Origin of the sequence: Sagittula marina (assembly GCF_014196795.1) — a bacterium.
Taxonomy (GTDB): domain Bacteria; phylum Pseudomonadota; class Alphaproteobacteria; order Rhodobacterales; family Rhodobacteraceae; genus Sagittula; species Sagittula marina.
This window is the reverse complement of sequence record NZ_JACIEJ010000008.1, coordinates 204,718-222,035: the sequence shown is the minus strand read 5'-3', so window position 1 is coordinate 222,035 and position 17,318 is coordinate 204,718. Positions and strand designations below refer to the sequence as shown.

General features: G+C 65.7%; 15 protein-coding genes. 4 read left to right on the top strand and 11 right to left on the bottom strand.

All coding sequences use genetic code 11. From position 1 onward, the window contains the following. Window positions 1-372 precede the first annotated feature (372 nt). Both hrpB and GGQ68_RS16395 read left to right on the top strand, forming a co-directional pair. Window positions 373-2,841 (top strand): ATP-dependent helicase HrpB, encoded by a 2,469-nt coding sequence (gene hrpB / locus GGQ68_RS16400; protein WP_183967876.1) that lies wholly within the window; start codon window positions 373-375, stop codon window positions 2,839-2,841. Window positions 2,842-3,278: 437 nt separating this feature from the next. After that, a complete protein-coding gene (locus GGQ68_RS16395) occupies window positions 3,279-3,515 on the top strand; it encodes a hypothetical protein (RefSeq protein WP_183967875.1) in 237 nt (78 codons plus the stop codon). A 49-nt stretch (window positions 3,516-3,564) separates the two neighbouring features. Here the strand turns inward: GGQ68_RS16395 and argF are convergent, their stop codons facing one another. The 6 genes from argF to truA all read right to left on the bottom strand — a co-directional run bounded on the left by argF (window position 3,565) and on the right by truA (window position 9,117). Continuing rightward, the gene (gene argF / locus GGQ68_RS16390) at window positions 3,565-4,491 is read right to left on the bottom strand and encodes an ornithine carbamoyltransferase (RefSeq protein WP_183967874.1); all 927 of its coding nucleotides are present in this window, start codon (window positions 4,489-4,491) and stop codon (window positions 3,565-3,567) included. A gap of 105 nt (window positions 4,492-4,596) precedes the next feature. Then, window positions 4,597-5,769, bottom strand: coding sequence for an aspartate aminotransferase family protein (locus GGQ68_RS16385; RefSeq protein WP_183967872.1), 1,173 nt, complete (start codon window positions 5,767-5,769; stop codon window positions 4,597-4,599). Window positions 5,770-5,996: 227 nt separating this feature from the next. Beyond that, complete coding sequence (locus GGQ68_RS16380) at window positions 5,997-7,148, bottom strand: amidohydrolase (protein WP_183967870.1); 1,152 nt, start codon at window positions 7,146-7,148, stop codon at window positions 5,997-5,999. A gap of 65 nt (window positions 7,149-7,213) precedes the next feature. Next, a complete protein-coding gene (locus tag GGQ68_RS16375) occupies window positions 7,214-7,906 on the bottom strand; it encodes an HTTM domain-containing protein (RefSeq protein ID WP_183967868.1) in 693 nt (230 codons plus the stop codon). Continuing rightward, a complete protein-coding gene (locus GGQ68_RS16370; RefSeq protein WP_183967866.1) occupies window positions 7,906-8,307 on the bottom strand; it encodes a hypothetical protein in 402 nt (133 codons plus the stop codon). The genes GGQ68_RS16375 and GGQ68_RS16370 overlap by 1 nt, the downstream gene beginning before the upstream one ends. Window positions 8,308-8,343: 36 nt before the next feature. Next, on the bottom strand, window positions 8,344-9,117 hold the full coding sequence (gene truA, locus GGQ68_RS16365) for a tRNA pseudouridine(38-40) synthase TruA (protein WP_183967959.1): 774 nt from the start codon (window positions 9,115-9,117) through the stop codon (window positions 8,344-8,346). A 107-nt stretch (window positions 9,118-9,224) separates the two neighbouring features. Between truA and GGQ68_RS16360 the strand changes: the two genes are divergently transcribed. Next, window positions 9,225-10,640 (top strand): YcjX family GTP-binding protein, encoded by a 1,416-nt coding sequence (locus tag GGQ68_RS16360; RefSeq protein WP_183967864.1) that lies wholly within the window; start codon window positions 9,225-9,227, stop codon window positions 10,638-10,640. Beyond that, entirely contained in the window at window positions 10,637-11,539 is a 903-nt protein-coding gene (locus tag GGQ68_RS24715; RefSeq protein ID WP_343055960.1) for a GNAT family N-acetyltransferase, read from the top strand. Before GGQ68_RS16360 ends, GGQ68_RS24715 begins: the two co-directional genes overlap by 4 nt. Here GGQ68_RS24715 and GGQ68_RS16350 read toward each other — a convergent pair. From GGQ68_RS16350 to GGQ68_RS16330, 5 genes are read right to left on the bottom strand one after another with little or no spacing between them, the layout of a single operon-like run. Further along, a complete protein-coding gene (locus tag GGQ68_RS16350; protein WP_183967862.1) occupies window positions 11,524-12,609 on the bottom strand; it encodes a c-type cytochrome in 1,086 nt (361 codons plus the stop codon). The two genes, GGQ68_RS24715 and GGQ68_RS16350, sit on opposite strands and share 16 nt — an antisense overlap. Next, window positions 12,606-13,181, bottom strand: a complete 576-nt coding sequence (locus GGQ68_RS16345; protein WP_183967860.1) for a cytochrome c oxidase assembly protein — start codon at window positions 13,179-13,181, stop codon at window positions 12,606-12,608. Before GGQ68_RS16345 ends, GGQ68_RS16350 begins: the two co-directional genes overlap by 4 nt. Further along, window positions 13,175-13,576: a hypothetical protein gene (locus tag GGQ68_RS16340; RefSeq protein ID WP_183967858.1), complete on the bottom strand. Its 402-nt coding sequence runs from the start codon at window positions 13,574-13,576 to the stop codon at window positions 13,175-13,177. Before GGQ68_RS16340 ends, GGQ68_RS16345 begins: the two co-directional genes overlap by 7 nt. 3 nt (window positions 13,577-13,579) lie before the next feature. Then, a complete protein-coding gene (locus GGQ68_RS16335) occupies window positions 13,580-16,132 on the bottom strand; it encodes a cbb3-type cytochrome c oxidase subunit I (RefSeq protein ID WP_183967856.1) in 2,553 nt (850 codons plus the stop codon). Then, window positions 16,129-17,055, bottom strand: coding sequence for a cytochrome c oxidase subunit II (locus GGQ68_RS16330; RefSeq protein ID WP_183967854.1), 927 nt, complete (start codon window positions 17,053-17,055; stop codon window positions 16,129-16,131). The genes GGQ68_RS16335 and GGQ68_RS16330 overlap by 4 nt, the downstream gene beginning before the upstream one ends. Window positions 17,056-17,318 lie beyond the last annotated feature (263 nt).

Below are 17,318 nucleotides of genomic sequence, written 5' to 3'. Positions count from 1 at the left end.
ATCCCGCGCCTTCGCGCAAAAGTCCAGCCGCACAAGCGCCGACGACGCTGCCCCGCCGATGGGCATTCCCGCAGACCACCACAGGTCAAAGCCCACCCTCCGCACGCGACAAAAGGCGCTTTGACCGCGCTTGACCCGGACACCATATCACGACGCCGGATCGTTCCGAGGGCAGCCGTAGCCCCGCTGCGTGCTCTCCTCTCCGTCAGAAGGCGCGCCGTGAAAGGTTACAGAACCAAGAGGAACGCGGTCCCAATCCCTCAGCCTGCAACTGCGCAACGGAGCCGATATCGCCAAGGCGTCTATCCTTAGGAAATACCTCAAACGGCGCAACGCTGGCCAAACCTCCCCCTCGTCGCTACATCGCGACACATGACACAGGCCCGCCTCCCCATCGACGACGCCCTCCCCGCACTGCTGGACGCGCTGCGCAGCCGTGGCCGCGCCGTGCTGCAGGCCCCGCCGGGTGCGGGCAAGACCACCCGCGTGCCGCTCGCCATGCTGGAGGCCGGCGTGACACAGGGCCGCATCATCATGCTGGAACCGCGCCGCCTGGCTGCCCGCGCCGCCGCCCAGCGGCTGGCAGAACACCTGGGGGAAGCGCCCGGTCAAACCGTCGGCTACCGCATCCGGGGGGACTCCAAGGTCTCCCAACACACCCGGATCGAAGTCGTCACGGAGGGCATCCTCACCCGCATGATCCAGTCCGACCCAGAGCTGGCCGGTGTCGGCGCGGTGCTCTTTGACGAGTTTCACGAACGCTCGCTGAACGCCGATCTGGGGCTGGCGCTCTGCCTCGAAATCACCGGGGCGCTGCGGGATGACCTGATCCTGCTGGCCATGTCCGCCACGCTGGACGCAGCCCCCGTGGCGGCGTTGATGGACGCCCCCATCGTGACGTCAGAGGGCCGCGCTTTCCCGGTGGAGCCGCGCTGGCTGCCCGCCCCCCTTCCGAAACGATCCCGGTTCGATGACGCAATGGCCGACCTCATCACGCAGGCGCACGACGAAACGACGGGCGGCCTCCTGGCCTTCCTCCCCGGCGAGGGCGAGATCCGGCGTGCCGAAGCCGCGCTGAAGAAACGCCTGCCCGCCAGCACCCACATCCGTCCCCTGTTCGGAGCCATGGACCTGAAGGACCAGCGCGCCGCCATCCGTCCCGAAACCGAAGGCCGCAAGCTTGTGCTCGCCACCTCCATCGCGGAAACCTCGCTCACCATCGAGGACATCCGCGTCGTGGTCGATGGCGGACGCGCCCGGCGCGCGCGCTTCGATCCCGGCTCCGGCATGTCGCGGCTCGTGACGGAAAAGGTCACCCGCGCCGAGGCCACACAGCGTGCCGGGCGCGCGGGCCGTGTCGCTCCGGGCACCGCCTACAAGCTCTGGACGAAGGGTGAGGAGGGCGCGCTAAGCCTTTTCCCACCCGCGGAAATAGAGGCCGCCGACCTCTCCGCGCTGGCGTTGGAGCTGGCGCTGTGGGGCGCACAGCCCACCGCTCTGCCCTTCCTGACCCAACCGCCCGAGGGCGCTTATGGAGAGGCCGTTGGCTTGCTGACGATGCTGGGCGCGCTGGACGATCATGGCCGGATCACCCCGCACGGGCGGAAGTTATCCACATATCCACTGCACCCACGCCTTGCCCATATGCTACAGGTTTCGGGGAAAAATGCCGCTACGCTCGCCGCTTTGTTGTCCGAACGCGATCCGCTCACAGGTGCGCCCACAGATCTGACATTGCGCCTGGACGCGCTGGAAGACCCCAAGCGCTTCGCTGCTGAAAAACCCTATTCCATCCACAGGCCCGCGCTGGAACGCATCCGGACCGAAGCGCGCCGCCTGTCAAAGAACACGAGGATAACGTCTGATCTGCCTGAGCAGGCTGGCAAAACACCGTACAGCGCCGCCGAGATGGCCGCGCTTGCCTACCCGGACCGCATCGGCCTGCGGCGCAAGGGGGACGCGCCACGCTTTCAGTTGTCTGGCGGCAAGGGCGCGGTGATGATCGAGACCGACCCGCTCGCCAACCAGCGTCTCATCGTCGTGACCGACACCGACGGCAATCCGCGAGAGGCGCGCATTCGGCAAGCGGTGGCCATTTCCCTGTCCGAGGTGCGCGCGCTCTTCGCCGATCAGATCGCATGGATCGACAGCTGCGAGTGGTCCAAACGCGAGCGCCGCGTGGTGGCCCGCCAACAAGAGCGGCTCGGTGCCATCGCTCTGGATGATCGCATCTGGAAGGACGCCCCCTCCGACGCCATTGCCCGTGCCATGCTGGACGGGGTGCGCGATCTGGGTCTCAGCCTGACGGACAAGGACCGCCGTTTTGTTGCGCGTGTGGAACTGGCCCGCGACGCGGGGCACGCGCTGCCGGACATGACGGCAGAGGCTCTGCTCGACAGCATCGAAGACTGGCTGCTCCCCTTCCTGGACGGCGTGAAGACACGGGATGACTGGAAACGGTTTGATTTGCTCAACGCCCTGCGCGCCCGGCTGGACTGGGGCGAGATGCAGGCGCTGGACGCCGCGGTGCCTGCGCATTTCACGACCCCGCTGGGCCGCCAGATCCCCATCGACTACAGCGGCGACGCGCCAGAAATCAGCCTGCGCCTGCAAGAAATGTTCGGCCAGAAAACCCACCCTCTGGTCGGGCGCACGCCGCTGAAGGTCACGCTGCTCAGCCCCGCGCGGCGTCCAGTGCAGACAACCATGGACCTGCCGGGCTTCTGGGCCGGGTCCTATGCCGATGTGCGCAAGGACATGCGCGCGCAATACCCCAAACACCCCTGGCCCGAAGACCCGACAGAAGCCGATCCAACCCTGCGTGCCAAACCGCGCAAATAACGCTCGCTTTCGCGCAGAGAACCGCGCAGGCCCGAAAACGCCCCGCTTTTGCCCGCATCGACTCGCGCTGCGTTAACAGACGCGCCGCAGTGTGCCGAAAATCTCCCGGTACAAGGACGTCGATCATGCTTGCCCCCGAATCTCCGCTGTCGCGACAGCACCGCCCCGTGCCGCGCTTCAACTCTCAGCCATACAGGGCCGCTGCGGCCACGCTGCGGCCGGATGACCGCACCGCTAACGCGTCGCTTTTGGTGTGGGGTGCCGTGCTGGTCCTCGTGCCCGCCTGCTGGACCGCGACAATCGTCTGGGCCGCGGAACGCCTGTACTAGCGGCCCGCCCTGTGGCGTGGCGCAAACGTCACGGTCGGAAACAAAACACGGAAAATTAACCGCTCTTTGGCACGATCTCGGCAACGGACACCGAGACAGGAGGCCAAAATGTCCCGAACAGTGCTCACCGACTCTTTCCTGGATCAAGCGGCCATGGCGGCGATCGCACAAGATCCCGAAAGCCCGGTCCGACAGACGGCTCCGGCGCCCTTCGTCCCCTATCGCGGCGCGCGCCAATGGGAGGAGGAGCACCCGGCGCGCCCTGTGATCTGGGCGCTGGTTGGGACAGTGGTGCCGGCCTTTTGGGCGGGCACGATCTACTGGCTGACGCAGGCCGTATACTGACCGCGCAACGCCGCGCAGGCCGGGCTCAAACCCGACCTGCCAGAGGGTCTCACCCTTCGAGACAGTATTTCATGATCGCCTTCTGCGCGTGCAGACGGTTCTCGGCCTCGTCCCAGATCACCGAGTTCGGGCCGTCCATCACGTCGGAGGTGACTTCTTCCTCGCGGTGCGCAGGCAGGCAATGCATGAACAGCGCATCGGGTTTGGCGTGGTTCATCAAATCACGGTTCACCTGATAGGGGCGCAGCATGTTGTGCCGCCGCTCCCGCGCGGACTGGGCGTCGTGCATGGAGACCCATGTGTCCGCAACGATCAGATCCGCGCCATCGACCGCCTTGGCCGGGTCACGCTCGATCTCTACATTGACGCCCTGGTTGCGAGCCCAACCGACGAATTCCGGCTCAGGGTCCAGTTGCACCGGGCCGGAGAAGGTCAGATCGAAGCCAAACTGCCCCGCTGCGTGCAGGAAGGACGCGCAGACATTGTTGCCGTCGCCACACCAGACGACTTTCTTGCCCGCGATGGGACCACGGTGCTCCTCGAACGTCAGGATGTCGGCCATGATCTGGCAAGGGTGCGTGCGGTCGGTCAGGCCGTTGATGACCGGAACGGAGGCATATTCCGCCATCTCCTCCAGCACGGATTCATCGAACGTGCGGATCATGATCATGTCCACGTAGCGGCTCATGACGCGCGCCGTGTCGGCAATGGTTTCGCCATGTCCCAGCTGCATGTCGGAACCGGACAGAACCATGGTCTGCCCGCCCATCTGCCGCACGCCCACATCGAACGAGGTCCGCGTCCGGGTCGACGGCTTTTCAAAGATCAGCGCGACCATGCGGTCTTTCAGCGGCAAATCCGCGTCGAGCGCCGCCTTGGGCTGGCCCTTGCGGGCGTCCTTGATGGTTCTGGCGCTGTCGATAATGCCCCGCAGGGCGTCTTTGTCAGTTTTATGGATATCGAGGAAATGGTTCATCGGATCGGCTCTTTTTGTCTGGCTGGCGTGACGGGGGCTTTGCCCCCGACCTCCCGTAAATATTTGAGAAAGCAAAGACGCACAGGCGCGTCCTTGCGGTGTATGTCAGGATGCGAGGGTCGCGGCCGCGCGATCGAGGCGTGCGATGGCCTCGGTGATTTCATCTTCGGTGATGTTGAGCGGTGGCAGCAAACGTACGATGTTGTCTGCCGCAGGCACGGTGATGACCTCGCTGGCGTAACCGGCCTGAACCAGATCCGCGGGGGCGACCTTGACCTTCAGCCCCAGCATCAGACCCACGCCACGGACGCCTTCGAAAACCTGCGGATGCGTGGCCACCAGCCCTTCGAGCTTTTGACGCAGAAGCCCCGCGCGGGCATTCACGGCATCCAGAAACGCGGGATCGGTCACGCGGTCCAGCACGGCCTTGCCCACAGCGCAGCCCAGAGGGTTGCCGCCATAGGTCGAGCCATGCGTGCCTGCGACCATGCCGGACCCCGCGTCTTCTGTGGCAAGCACAGCGCCCAGCGGGAAGCCGCCGCCGATGCCCTTGGCCACCATCATGATGTCCGGGGTGATGCCTGCCCATTCGTGGGCAAAAAGCTTACCCGTCCGACCGACACCGCATTGCACCTCGTCGAGCACCAGCAAGATGCCCTTTTCGTCGCAAATCTCGCGAAGGCCTTTCAGACATTGGTCCGGCAGCGGGCGAATACCGCCCTCGCCCTGCACCGGCTCGATCAGCACCGCCGCTGTATTCTCGGTAATCGCCGCCTTGAACGCGTCGTGGTCGCCCCATGGCACATGCACAAACCCGTCGAGCACAGGGCCGAAGCCCTTCACCATCTTTTCCGCGCCCGAGGCGGCGATGGCTGCGGTGGACCGGCCATGGAACGACCCGGAGAAAGTGATGATCTCAACCTTCTCGGGCTGGCCTTTGTCGTACCAGTATTTGCGCGCCATCTTGACCGCCAGCTCGCAGGCTTCGGTGCCGGAGTTGGTAAAAAACACCCGGTCCGCAAAAGTGTTATCGGTCAGCGCGGTGGCCAGCGCCTCTTGTTGCGGGATCTCGTAGAGGTTGGACACGTGCCACAGCTTGTTTGCCTGATCGGTCAGTGCCTGCACCAGATCGGGGTTCGCGTGGCCCAGCGCGTTCACCGCGATGCCGGAGCCGAGGTCCATGAATCGGCGCCCATCCTCCTCGATCAGCCATACGCCTTCGCCCTTCACAAAATGAAGCGGCGCGCGGTTGTACGTCGGCAGGACAGAAGAGGTCATGAAATTATCCTCGCGTGGTGCGCTTGCGATGGCAGGGGCGCAGGGTGGAAGGCCGATTGGTGGCAAGGCACCGGGGACCTGTCAAGTTGTGAAGATTGGGGTTTAGACAATAGCGACTGCTCCGCAACGGTGGCGGAGACGGGGAAGAGCGTTCAGGCTCGTCGGATTTGGGTCGCTTTGGTCATGGCGGTGTCATGGCGGGCTGCGCGACAAAGATCAAGCGATTTTCACGCCTGAGGGCGTAGATCGCGCGCCCATTGGTCGACGGCCCGCAGGAAAATCTGCGCCCCGACCGCAATCAGCTGATCGGGGAAATCGTAATCCGGCGCGTGCAGCGGCGGGCAGCTTTCGCCCGATCCGAGCAAGAACATGGCGGAGGGCAAAACCGCGCCGTAGCGCCCGAAATCCTCGGAAGCGCGCATGGGCAACCCCTGTTCCGTGCGTGCCATTCCAGCAACCGACTGCTCCAACAGGGCCACTGCCTCGGGGTGGTTCACGCAATGGCCAAAGGCCTCGTGCACCGTGATGTCGACGGACAACGGGCCGGCCGCATCAACGATCAGGGCGCGGGCCTCGGCCTCCAACGCCGCCATCTGATCGTCGAGCAAGCTGCGCAGGGTCACGCGCAGTTCCGCCGTTCCGGGGGATACGCCAAAGGTCGGCTCCCCCAGCCGCGCATGGGTTACCGTGGCAAGCCGAAAGGCCGGATCTTCGGTGGGCACATCGCGGCTCAACCTGCTCAAGGCCGGGATCAGCGCGGCCAGGGCCGTGCCCGGTGACAAGCCCGTTTCCGGGGCGCTGGCATGGGCCGTGCGTCCGGTGAGCGTGATTTTCAACCCGCGTGAGGCGCAGTTCATCGGCCCGGCGCGCAAGCCCACAGCCCCCAACGGCAGCCCCGGCATATTGTGCAGGCTGATGGCCATCCTGGCCCCAAGCGCAGCAAACCGAGGGTCGGCCAGCACCGCAGCGGCCCCTGCCCCGGTTTCTTCGGCGGGCTGGAACAGCAAGATCACGCGGGTCCTGGGCGTTGCCTGCGCCAGGCGCTGCGCCACAGCGTCCAGAATCGCCATGTGCCCATCGTGGCCGCACAAATGAGCGACCCCCGGCACCTGCGATTGCCAATCTGGCGTGCCGGTCTCGTCGATGGGCAAGGCGTCCAGTTCACAGCGGATCATCAGCCCGTCAGCGCCGTCCCCAAAGATCGCCGCAACGCCGGTGCCGCCCAGCCCCGTGACCACCTCCGCGCCCAACGCGCGCATGCGCGCGGCGATCAATCCGGCGGTGGTGCCCTCCTGCCCGGACAGTTCAGGCGCGCGGTGCAGCGTATGGCGCAAGGCGCGGGAGGCGGTGAGATCCACCTCGGTCAGCGTGTCGAACATGGTCAGGCCTCCTTTGCCGTGACCTTCCCATGCAACCGACGCCCGGACAAGCCGGCACACGCCGCTCACCCCGCAGTCCAGGCTCCCGCCAATCGCCCCTGCAACCAGATCAGCGACGGGTAGGCGCACAGCCAGATCCAGAAGAACCGGTGCAACCCGAAAAGCATCGCATTCGCCAGATGAAAGGCAGCCGCCAGCAACAGGCCAGCCAGCAACGCGAGCGGATGCAGCAGAAACACAGGAAACGCCGCCTCCACCCCCATCACCACCCAGCCGCCCCAGAACGTCACCAGCCGTCGGTCCGCCAGCCGCCGCAAATCTTCGCTCACCGGGTAGGCGGAATAAAGGAACACATCGCGCAAGGCGTCACCCCTTCGCCATGCAGGGTTCGCCAGCTTCACCTGACCGGAGATCACATAGGACAGCACCAATTGCACCCCGAGGTAGCCAAAGGCCATCTCTGCCCAGAAGACCGTCGGCGCGGCCTCCGCCACGCTCAGACACGCGAGGATCAGCAGGCTCATCTTGTCGCTGCCGCCATTGAAAGGGCCATCGTACCGGTGCAGCGCATAAAGGCCCAAGGCAAACAGCCCAAAGACCGCCCCCCCCTGCCCCACCAACAGCGCGACGCAGAGCGCCAATCGTGCCAGCAGCCAGGGCGTATCGCGACGGTCGATGGCGATCTGCTCAAGGCTTTGCTGCGCCAAAGCCAGCGCCATCATCACCTCTGTCAGGCGCAAGGCAAGCAGGAAGTCCATCAGCCGCGCCCGCCGGTGAAGGGCGCACTTTCATACAGCACCTCACTCTCCAGCCCCGCCGCGCCGCGTGTGACAAAGGTCAGCCGCGCCTCCAGCCGGTGTTCGCGCCCATAGTCGCGCGCGAGCCGCTCCAGCAGCTCGGCCTCCGCGCGGTGTGATCCTTGCTCGACGATGCGTTCCGACAGCGACACCAGATACAGCGCGGCAGTGCGCTGCGGGTTCCAGATCAGCCGCAACAGCATCTGACCAAGCGACAGATGCGCCGGCGCCACGGCCACCTCCTGCCACGGCCCGCCGTTCACGCGCAGCTCCACACGTGGTGAGGGCGCGATGGCCCGAAAGAACCGCCACGAGGGGATCAGCGCAGGCAGCAAAAGGCTCGGAAGACGCAAGAGGCTCATCACGCGGATCTTGCCCGCGACAGGGTTAAAACCGGGTTAGGCGTCAGGGAAAGGATCGTCCGGATAGCCCACGCCGGTCAGATACAGCCCATCGGGCGGGCACACCGGCCCGCAGGCGGCGCGGTCACGGGCTTCCAGCGCCGTGCGCACCCGGTCAGGGGCCCAGGTGCCCGCCCCGACGCGCTCCAGCGTGCCGACAAAGGACCGCACCTGATTGTGCAGGAACGACCGGGCGCGCAGGCGAAACTGCACCTCCGGTCCCGCCAGCCCGTCGACCACATCAATATCCAGCGCGTCCAATGTCTTGACCGGGGATTTCGCCTGACACATCACGGATCGAAAGGTCGTGAAGTCATGTAGGCCGATCAAATGAGCCGCGCCCTCGCGCATTGCGTCCACGTCCAGCGCGTGATTGACCCGCCAGACCTGCCCCGCCTCGAGCGTGCTGGGCGCCCGCCGCGTCAGCAGGCGAAACAGGTAGCGCCGTTCATTGGCCGAAAACCGCGCGTGCCAGTCGTCCGCCACCTGCACACAGGCCCGGATCGCCACCGGCGCGGGCTTGAGATGAAAGTTCAGCGCCTCCGACAGGCGGAACGGCTCCCAGTCCTTTACCATGTCGCAATGGGCCACCTGCCCGCGCGCATGAACCCCGGCGTCGGTGCGCCCGGCCCCGCCGATGGTATGGGCGCGCGGCTCCAGCCGCCCAAGCGCCTCCTCGATGCTTTGCTGCACCGAGGGTTGGTCCGCCTGCCGTTGCCAGCCTGCAAAGGGCCGTCCGTCATATTCGATAAGAAGCGCGTATCTGGGCATGGCCTGCGCAATAGCGCTCACGAACGCCCGGGTCCAGAGCCGCAACCACTGGCAGGCCCGCCCTCGACGCCCTAAGTTAACACCTGAGCAGACAACAAAGGCTCCCAATGGTCCTGACCAGCATCGCAGACAGCCTCACCCGCACCGTCGAAAGCGCCGGAAACACGATTTCCGAGACATTTTTCGAGCCGACCCTGCGGCTGGGCGTGACCGGCCTGTCGCGGGCGGGCAAGACCGTGTTCATCACGTCGCTGGTGGCCAATCTGATGGACCGTGGGCGGATGCCCGGACTGGTGGCGCAAAGCGAGGCGCGCATTCTGACGGCCTTTCTACAGCCGCAACCGGACGACACCCTGCCGCGCTTTGACTACGAAACCCACCTCGGCGCACTGATGGGGGCGACGCCGCATTGGCCCGACAGCACCCGCGCCGTGTCAGAGCTGCGCCTGTCGCTGAAGGTGCGCCCCTCCGGCCTGCTGTCAGGCCTGCAAGGGCCGCGCACCCTGCATCTGGACATCGTGGATTACCCCGGCGAATGGCTGCTCGACCTCGGGATGATGGACAAATCCTACGACGCATGGTCGCAGGCGATGCTGACCCGCATGGCGCACCGTCCCGACCCCGATCATTTCCTGCCCATGGCCACGACCGACGCCGCCACCGCCAAGCTTGACGAGCCGGTGGCGCAACGCATGGCCGCCGCCTACACCACCGCGTTGCACGCCGCGCGGGCCGAGGGGTTCTCCGACTGCTCGCCGGGGCGCTTTTTGTTGCCCGGTGATCTGGCCGGCTCGCCCGTGCTGACATTCGCCCCTCTGCCCCCCGTGGACAAACCGGCGCGCGGCACGCTGTATCGGGAGTTCGAGCGTCGCTTCGATGCGTACAAATCGCGCGTGATAAAGCCGTTCTTTCAGGACCACTTTTCCCGCCTCGATCGGCAGATCGTGCTGGTGGATGCGCTTGGGGCGATCAATGCCGGACCCCGCGCGGTGGAGGATCTGCGCCAGACGCTGGCCGACATTCTCACTGCCTTTCGTCCCGGCACCTCGTCGTTCCTGTCGCAGATCTTTCTGGGCAAACGCATCGACAAGATCCTGTTTGCCGCGACAAAGGCCGACCACCTGCACCACACCCAGCACGGCAAGCTGACCGCCATCATGGAGGCGCTGACCCGTGACGCCCGCGACCGCGCGCGCTTTGCCGGGGCGGAAACCGCTGCCATGTCGCTAGCCGCCCTGCGCGCCACCACCGAAGAGATGATCTCTCATCAGGGGACCACCCTGCCCTGCGTGCGTGGCACTCTGATGGACAGCGGCAAACAAGCGGCGTTTTATCCCGGAGATCTACCCGAAGACCCCAACCACCTGCTGAGCGCCGCGCGCGCAGGGACGGACGCCTGGCTCGATCAGGATTACTCCGTCATGTCCTTTGCGCCCGCGCGGCTGACCCTGAAACCCGGCGAAGGTCCACCGCACATCAGGCTCGACCGCGCCGCGCAATTCCTGATCGGAGACCGCCTGTGACCAAGCCTGACCCCTTCACACCGACCACCCCCGGCCCCGACGTGCCGCGCCCCAACGATCCGCAGCCCGAGGCCCCGGTGGAAACGCCCCCCGACATGCCGCAAGAGGTGCCCGGCACCCCGGCCCCGGACATGCCCGGCCAGACCCCGCCAGAGGTGCCCGACGATCTGCCGCGCGGCCCCGGCCACGAGATGCCCGACGACGTGCCAACCCAGCCGGACGCCCCGATCGAAGTGCCCGATGCGCCCAACCCGGACCTGCCGCCGCAGGAGCGTCCCATGGAGACACCGGGGATTTCTGATCCCAGGCCACAGACCCCGCCACAGGAGATCCCCACCAACCCCAACCCCACCGGCGCGGCACCTGATCCGTCGAAAGAGATCCGGCTGCGCCCTGCAAATCCCCTCGACGCCGGGCGGTTGGGTGACATCATCACGCAGGCCACACTGGCCGCCAAGTGGAAGCCGCGCCTGCACAATTCGGTCGAGGACATCGCCCACGCCGGACAGATGATCGACAAAGGCTGGATCACGGTGGCGGAGCTGGATCACCAGACCGCCGGGTTCATCGCGCGCGAAGACAGCTACATCCACTGCCTTTTCATCGCCGAGGCGGAACAGGGGCGCGGGGTCGGCGCCGCCTTGCTGGACGATGCCAAGGCGGCGCAGGACAGGCTGGAACTCTGGACCTTTCAGACCAACACCGATGCGCAGCGGTTCTATCGGCGCGAGGGGTTCGAGCTGATCGAGGAAACCGACGGCTCGTCCAATGACGAAGGGCTGCCGGACGTGAAATTCCTCTGGCAGCGCGCGCCCGCAAAGACCCTGACCGCGCCGACCTCCGCCAACGTCAAACGCCCCAAGGCCAAGGCCGAAGCCTCGCCTCAGCGCCCGGCGTAATAGGCAGCGATATCGCGGATATCCTCGTCGGTGAGCGGCTTTGCCGCCGCCGACATCAGATGGGCGCGCGGTGTCGTGGGCTGCGGCCCGTCGCGATACATGGTCAGCCAGTTCACCAGCCAATAGCCGTCCTGCCCGGCGATGCGCGGCGTGTCCGCACGCTTGGGCGACAGGCCGTCCGCCCCGGCGCCCTCGTGGCAAGAAGCACAGCTGGCAATGTCGAAATGTTCGTCACCCTGCTGGGCCAGCACCTCGCCACGGGCGGCGTCGCCCACAGGCAGCACCTCGCCGTCCCACGTCGCCTGCATCCCGGCATAGCGCGCGGCGATCTGCGCCCGTGTCTGTGGCCGCAGACCGGCAGCCAGAGGTTCCATAAATCCGCTCTCGCGGTGGCCCTCGGCATAGGCGTCCAACACCAGCGCCAGCCATTCCTCTGACTGGCCCGCCAGCTTGGGCGCGGTGCCGTCGCGGCCCAGCCCGTCGTCGCCATGGCAGCGCACGCAGGCGTGCTCCTGCGCCACGGCATTGGACGGCTCGCCAAAGCGCACGGCCCCCGCCTGCCATGCATCCGGCGCGCCAAAGGCCGCCTCCGCATAACTCGCCGCATCATAGCTGTCATAGCGCGCCAGAAAGGCGGCCAAAGCCCAAGGTTCGTCGTCCCGCCCTTCGCCCGGCCAGGCGGGCATCCCGGTGTATTTGAACCCGTGTCGCGCGATCCAGTAGAAATCCTTCTCCGTCCATTCGTCCGACGTCAGCTTTGGCGGCATAGGCTGCATCCCCTCCACCACCGGATTGCGCGGAATGCCCGGCGCCCCGTGACAGGTGGCACAGCCCGTGGCGAAATGCCCTGCGCCAAGCCGCGCCAAGCCGTCGTCGGACAGATCCACATGGTCCGGCACCTCAATCGCGCCGGACCGCGCTTTCACCGCGCTGCGCAAGTACAGGTGCAGCGTTTCGCCCACACCGGGCAAATGCGCCTGCGAGGCGGCAATGTTGTACGGCGCAAAGAAGACAAACGCCCCGCCGGCCACGGCCACACCGGCCAGCCCGCCCAAGATCCAACGCCTCATGCCCATTCCTCCTGCTGCCCGCGCACCGCGTGGCCCAGCCGTGTCAGCGCCGCCACAAGGTACAGCGCCCCACCACCGCCAGCCATCAGCACGCCCGCAAGCTGTTGTTCCTGAAGCGCCGTCATCCCCAGATGTCCAGCGCAGATCTCTCCCCACAAAGGCCGGGGCGACAGCCCGATCAGCGCGCCCAGCAGGGTCATATGCATCGTTGTCGCCATCAAGACCACCGCGCCACCAAAGGCCCCCGCCGCGCGCACCACGGCCCAGAGCAGCATCCCGGCGGCGAAAAAGCTCGCCTGTTCAAAGACAAAGCCCACCGTCGTCAGCCGCCCCCACAGGTGCAGCGCAGGCAGGTGCCAGGCCCAGACCACCAGCATTTCCACCAGCGCGCCCAGCAGCAGCCAGACGGCCCCCACCGCACGCACCGGCAGCGTCGGCATCAGCAGCGCAGGCACCACCGCCGTCACGCCCAGATGCAACACCATGTGCAGGACCATCGACCCGGCAGCCAGCTCTGGCAGAGGCGACAGCCACAGGACAGCAAGCAGGATCAGCCCCAGCGCCCTCAGCATTCGTTGAACACCAGTCCGGGAATGATGGTGAACACGATGGCCACCACCGACAGCACGCACAGCAACAGTGCCACGTGGCCGATGAACTTGTCGCGCCCGCGTTCCGAGCTTTCGGTGATCTCCTCGAAGATCACGAACACCCCGCCGTAGCGCCGCACCGCGATCACCCCCAGCCAGGCGATCACAGCGATGCAGGCAAGGCCCAGCCAGACCGCGATCCAGCGCGGCTCCATCAACCCGCCCAGCGCGCCCGTGGTCGACTTGGCGCAGTAGACCGCCGCCACCCAATAGCTGACAAGGAAATGCGCCGCCCAGATCGAGGGGGCGGCCACCAGTATCCAGATCGAGCCCTGGTCCATCACGCTCGGCGCGTCATAATGTGGTGTCTTAGGCATGTCTCACACCCCCATCAGCATCGGGAACAGCGCCAGCAGCGCAAAGGTCACCACCGCTGTTATGGCGTTGAAATGGCCAAACAACGTCAGATTCATCAGGTCGGCGCGATACTCCGGCTGGCAGATGTTCGCGGCGATCCGCGCGGCGACGTACAGATGCATGACCCAGCTCAGCAGCAGATGCAGGAACATCCACAAGATCAGCATCCAGACCATCGCGTCAAAGCTGTCGCGCGTCGGGTCCAGCCCCGCAGCCTGCGCCGCCCACGCCCAGGCAGCGATGCCCAACGCCCCCACAGGCAGCGCGCCGATCAGCAGCGCCATGGACAGCCCGCGCCCGCCTTTGCCCAGCGTGCTCCGCGCGAAAACCGTCATGCACCACGCCGCCAGCAACAAGACCACCCCCGCCGTCAAAGGCAGGACCGCAGGCAGGCGCGCGGCCTCTGGCAGGAAGTTCGGCAGCGCCGTCCAGTAAAAGAAGTAGCTGAACACAAGGCCGGTGAAGGCGGTCATGTCCCCGGTCATGGTGATGAACACCGCCCACCATCCCACGGCGCGATTGCCTTGCGCATAGGTCGGCAGGGTCAGACCTCGGCCCACATATTTCTCCGGCGCCTCCGGCACCCGTGCCGTGCCGGTCCACAGCCATGTCAGGGTAAAGGCGACAAAGGCCGCAAAGCACAACAGTGTCAGCGTCCACAAATGGAAGGTCGCGATGATGAACACCGCCCCCAGCGACACGCCCGCGCCAATCGGCAGGAAGGACGGCCCGCCGACCCGCTGCACGAACAGCGGCCGCGCATCGAGGATGTCGGTCACGATCATCTCGCGCTTGCCTTCCTCGGCATCCGGCAGCAGCCACTCGCCCCGGTCCATCTCGCCCAGCAATTCAGGCTGCTCCCACAAGGGATAGCGCGTGTGGATATAGGGGATGGAGCGCACGCCCCACGGCTTGTCCGGCACCTCTGCGCCCCACTCCATCGTGCCCGCGTTCCAGACGTTGCGCGTCACCAGCGGTTGCTTGCCGCGCGGCCACAGCACGTTGATCGCAAACACCGCGAACCCGGCCGCAAACACAAACGCCCCGATGGTCGATACCATGTTCAGCACCGCCCAGCCGTCGGTCAGCTGATAGGTCCAGACGCGGCGCGGCATCCCCATGACCCCGGTCCAGTGCATCGGCAGAAACGCAAGGTTGAAGCCGCCGAACATCAGCCAGAAGGCCCATTTGCCGCCCCGGTCGTTCATCATCTTCTGCGTGACGAAGGGATACCAATAGACGATCCCGGCAAAGAGCGGGAACAACATCCCGCCGATCAGCGTGTAGTGCAGGTGGGCGACCACGAAATAGCTGTCATGCGCCTGCCAGTCGAAGGGCACCAGCGCCACCATGACGCCCGTCAGCCCGCCAAAGACAAAGATCGCCAGCGCCCCGCCCGCGAACAGCATCGGCACCGAGGGCCGCACCTCGGCCACCAGCATCGTCGCGATGAAGCAGAAGATCTGGATGCCCGTCGGCACCGCCACCGCCTCTGACGCGGCGGAGAAAAACGACAGCGAGATTTCCGGCAGCCCCGTGGTGAACATGTGGTGCACCCAGAGGCCAAAGCTCAGGAACGCCACGCCCACCGCCGACAAGACGATCCATGAATGCCCCACCATGGGCCGCCCGGCAAAGGTCGGCAGCATGGTCGCAATCAGCGCGATGGAGGGCAGGAAGATGATGTAGACCTCCGGGTGGCCAAAGATCCAGAACAGGTGTTGCCACAGCATCGGATCGCCGCCCCGGTCCACGTCAAAGAAGGCCCAGCCAAAGGCCCGCTCCATCTCCAGCAGCAGATCGCCCGCGATAAGCGGCGGAAACGCAAACAGGATCATCCCGGCGACCACCAGAACATACCAGCAATACAGCGGCATCAGGTTCAGGCGCATGCCCGGCGGGCGGCTTTTGAGCACGCCGACGATCAGCTCGACCGCTGCGGCGATGGACGAGACCTCGATAAAGGACAGGCCCAGCAGCCATATGTCGGCCCCAAGGTCGCTGAACCTCGGGTCCGACGACAGCGGCGTGTACATGAACCAGCCCCCGCTGGGCGCCACCCCAAAGAAGATCGAGCCACAGACAAAGATCCCGCCGATCAGGAAACACCAGTAGCCAAAGCCGCTGAGCCTCGGGAACGGCAAGTCACGCGCGCCGAGAATTTCCGGCAGGATCAGGATGGCCACCGCCTCGAAGATCGGGACGGCAAACAGGAACATCATCGCCGTGCCGTGCAGCGTGAACAGCTGGTTGAACAGCGACTGGCTGACCAGATCGTTTTCCGGCACCGCCAGTTGCGCGCGCATCAGCAGCGCCAGCAGCCCCGCGAACGTGAAGAAGGCGAAAGAGGTCAGCAGATACCATTTGCCGATGAAGGAGTTGTTGACCGCCGAGACGATCTTCCACCCCTTGGGGGCGGCCCAGGCCTTCATCAGGCGGGCGCGCTGCGCCTCGTCGCGGGCCTTGTCGTAAGGTTCAGCGGGAGGCAGTTGCGACAGGTCGATTTCGTTCGTCATTCCAGCCTCATCAGGAAGTCGACCAGCGTGTCCAGCCGCGCACCGTTCAGGTGCGGATAAGGTGGCATGTCGATATCGGGTTTCATCTCGTGGGTGTCGGTGATCCAGCGCGCCATGTTCGTGGGCGTCATGTCCCACATGCCGGCGCCCAGCTTGTCGCGGCTGGCCAGATGGGTCAGGTCCGGGCCGACCGGGCCTTGCGCATCGGTGCCGCGAATGGTGTGGCAGGCGCCGCAGCCCTCTGCCTGAAAGACCTCGAAACCCGGATTGTCAGCTGACAATTTCGCAGGCTCGGCCTGCTCTGCGAGCCATGTATCAAAGGCCTCCGGCTCCATCACGATCGCATCGAAGCGCATCAAGGCATGGGCTCCGCCGCAAAACTCGGCGCACAGCCCACCCCAGCTGCCCAAGGTTTGCGGCGTGAGGGTCAGCGTGGTCTCACGGCCCGGGATCATGTCCATCTTCCCACCCAGCGCGGGCACCCAGAAGGAATGGATCACATCATCGGCGGTCAGGCGAAACAGCGCGCGCTGGCCAATAGGCAGCCGGATTTCATTGGCGGTGATCACATCACCCTCCGGCGTCTCGTAGATCACCCGCCACCACCAGCGCTCGCCATCGACGCGGACGGTCAGGTCGCCATCATCGGCGGTGATGTCCCGCAGAATAATTAGCCCCCAGACAAGCAGAGCGCCGACCAGAACCGTGGGCAGAACCGCGCCGCCCCAGATCACGAACTGACGGGCCTCACGTTCCAGATTGGGGTGCGCCCCGCGCTTGTGTGCATAGATCGCCGCGCCGACCACGGCGGACCAGATCACCCCCGCGCCGATCATCAACACGATGAACAAGGTTTTAACCTGTGCGGACTCCTCGCCCGCACCGGCCATCCAGTTGTGCCGCCCGTCGCACCCGGAAAGCATCAACAGACCTAAAGATAAAAGGATATATCGCCCCACGCAGCGCCGCCCCCGTGCCGTGCCCCTGCCGGGCTTTACCGGATGAACACATCGAGACGGCAAGGAGTTCCACGCTTTCGTGAAAAAGATGTGATCGACGCCGCCGTCCGGGCATTCCGCGACATGCGCGGCCCCGTGTGGGGAGGACTTTCGCGACGCGCCGGCCCATCTTTTCGGCAAAGGTGGCAGCCCGGGCGGCCCCGCCTTATGTAAGACAGACCGCAGAC

What these genes read in the sequence shown, in the direction of transcription:
- hrpB (WP_183967876.1), top strand. Translation starts at nt 373, where the DNA reads ATGACACAGGCCCGCCTCCCCATCGACGACGCCCTCCCCGCACTGCTG.
- GGQ68_RS16395 (WP_183967875.1), top strand. Translation starts at nt 3,279, where the DNA reads ATGTCCCGAACAGTGCTCACCGACTCTTTCCTGGATCAAGCGGCCATG.
- argF (WP_183967874.1), bottom strand. Translation starts at nt 4,491, where the DNA reads ATGAACCATTTCCTCGATATCCATAAAACTGACAAAGACGCCCTGCGG.
- GGQ68_RS16385 (WP_183967872.1), bottom strand. Translation starts at nt 5,769, where the DNA reads ATGACCTCTTCTGTCCTGCCGACGTACAACCGCGCGCCGCTTCATTTT.
- GGQ68_RS16380 (WP_183967870.1), bottom strand. Translation starts at nt 7,148, where the DNA reads ATGTTCGACACGCTGACCGAGGTGGATCTCACCGCCTCCCGCGCCTTG.
- GGQ68_RS16375 (WP_183967868.1), bottom strand. Translation starts at nt 7,906, where the DNA reads ATGGACTTCCTGCTTGCCTTGCGCCTGACAGAGGTGATGATGGCGCTG.
- GGQ68_RS16370 (WP_183967866.1), bottom strand. Translation starts at nt 8,307, where the DNA reads ATGAGCCTCTTGCGTCTTCCGAGCCTTTTGCTGCCTGCGCTGATCCCC.
- truA (WP_183967959.1), bottom strand. Translation starts at nt 9,117, where the DNA reads ATGCCCAGATACGCGCTTCTTATCGAATATGACGGACGGCCCTTTGCA.
- GGQ68_RS16360 (WP_183967864.1), top strand. Translation starts at nt 9,225, where the DNA reads ATGGTCCTGACCAGCATCGCAGACAGCCTCACCCGCACCGTCGAAAGC.
- GGQ68_RS16350 (WP_183967862.1), bottom strand. Translation starts at nt 12,609, where the DNA reads ATGAGGCGTTGGATCTTGGGCGGGCTGGCCGGTGTGGCCGTGGCCGGC.
- GGQ68_RS16345 (WP_183967860.1), bottom strand. Translation starts at nt 13,181, where the DNA reads ATGCTGAGGGCGCTGGGGCTGATCCTGCTTGCTGTCCTGTGGCTGTCG.
- GGQ68_RS16340 (WP_183967858.1), bottom strand. Translation starts at nt 13,576, where the DNA reads ATGCCTAAGACACCACATTATGACGCGCCGAGCGTGATGGACCAGGGC.
- GGQ68_RS16335 (WP_183967856.1), bottom strand. Translation starts at nt 16,132, where the DNA reads ATGACGAACGAAATCGACCTGTCGCAACTGCCTCCCGCTGAACCTTAC.
- GGQ68_RS16330 (WP_183967854.1), bottom strand. Translation starts at nt 17,055, where the DNA reads ATGCTTTCCGGGTGCGACGGGCGGCACAACTGGATGGCCGGTGCGGGC.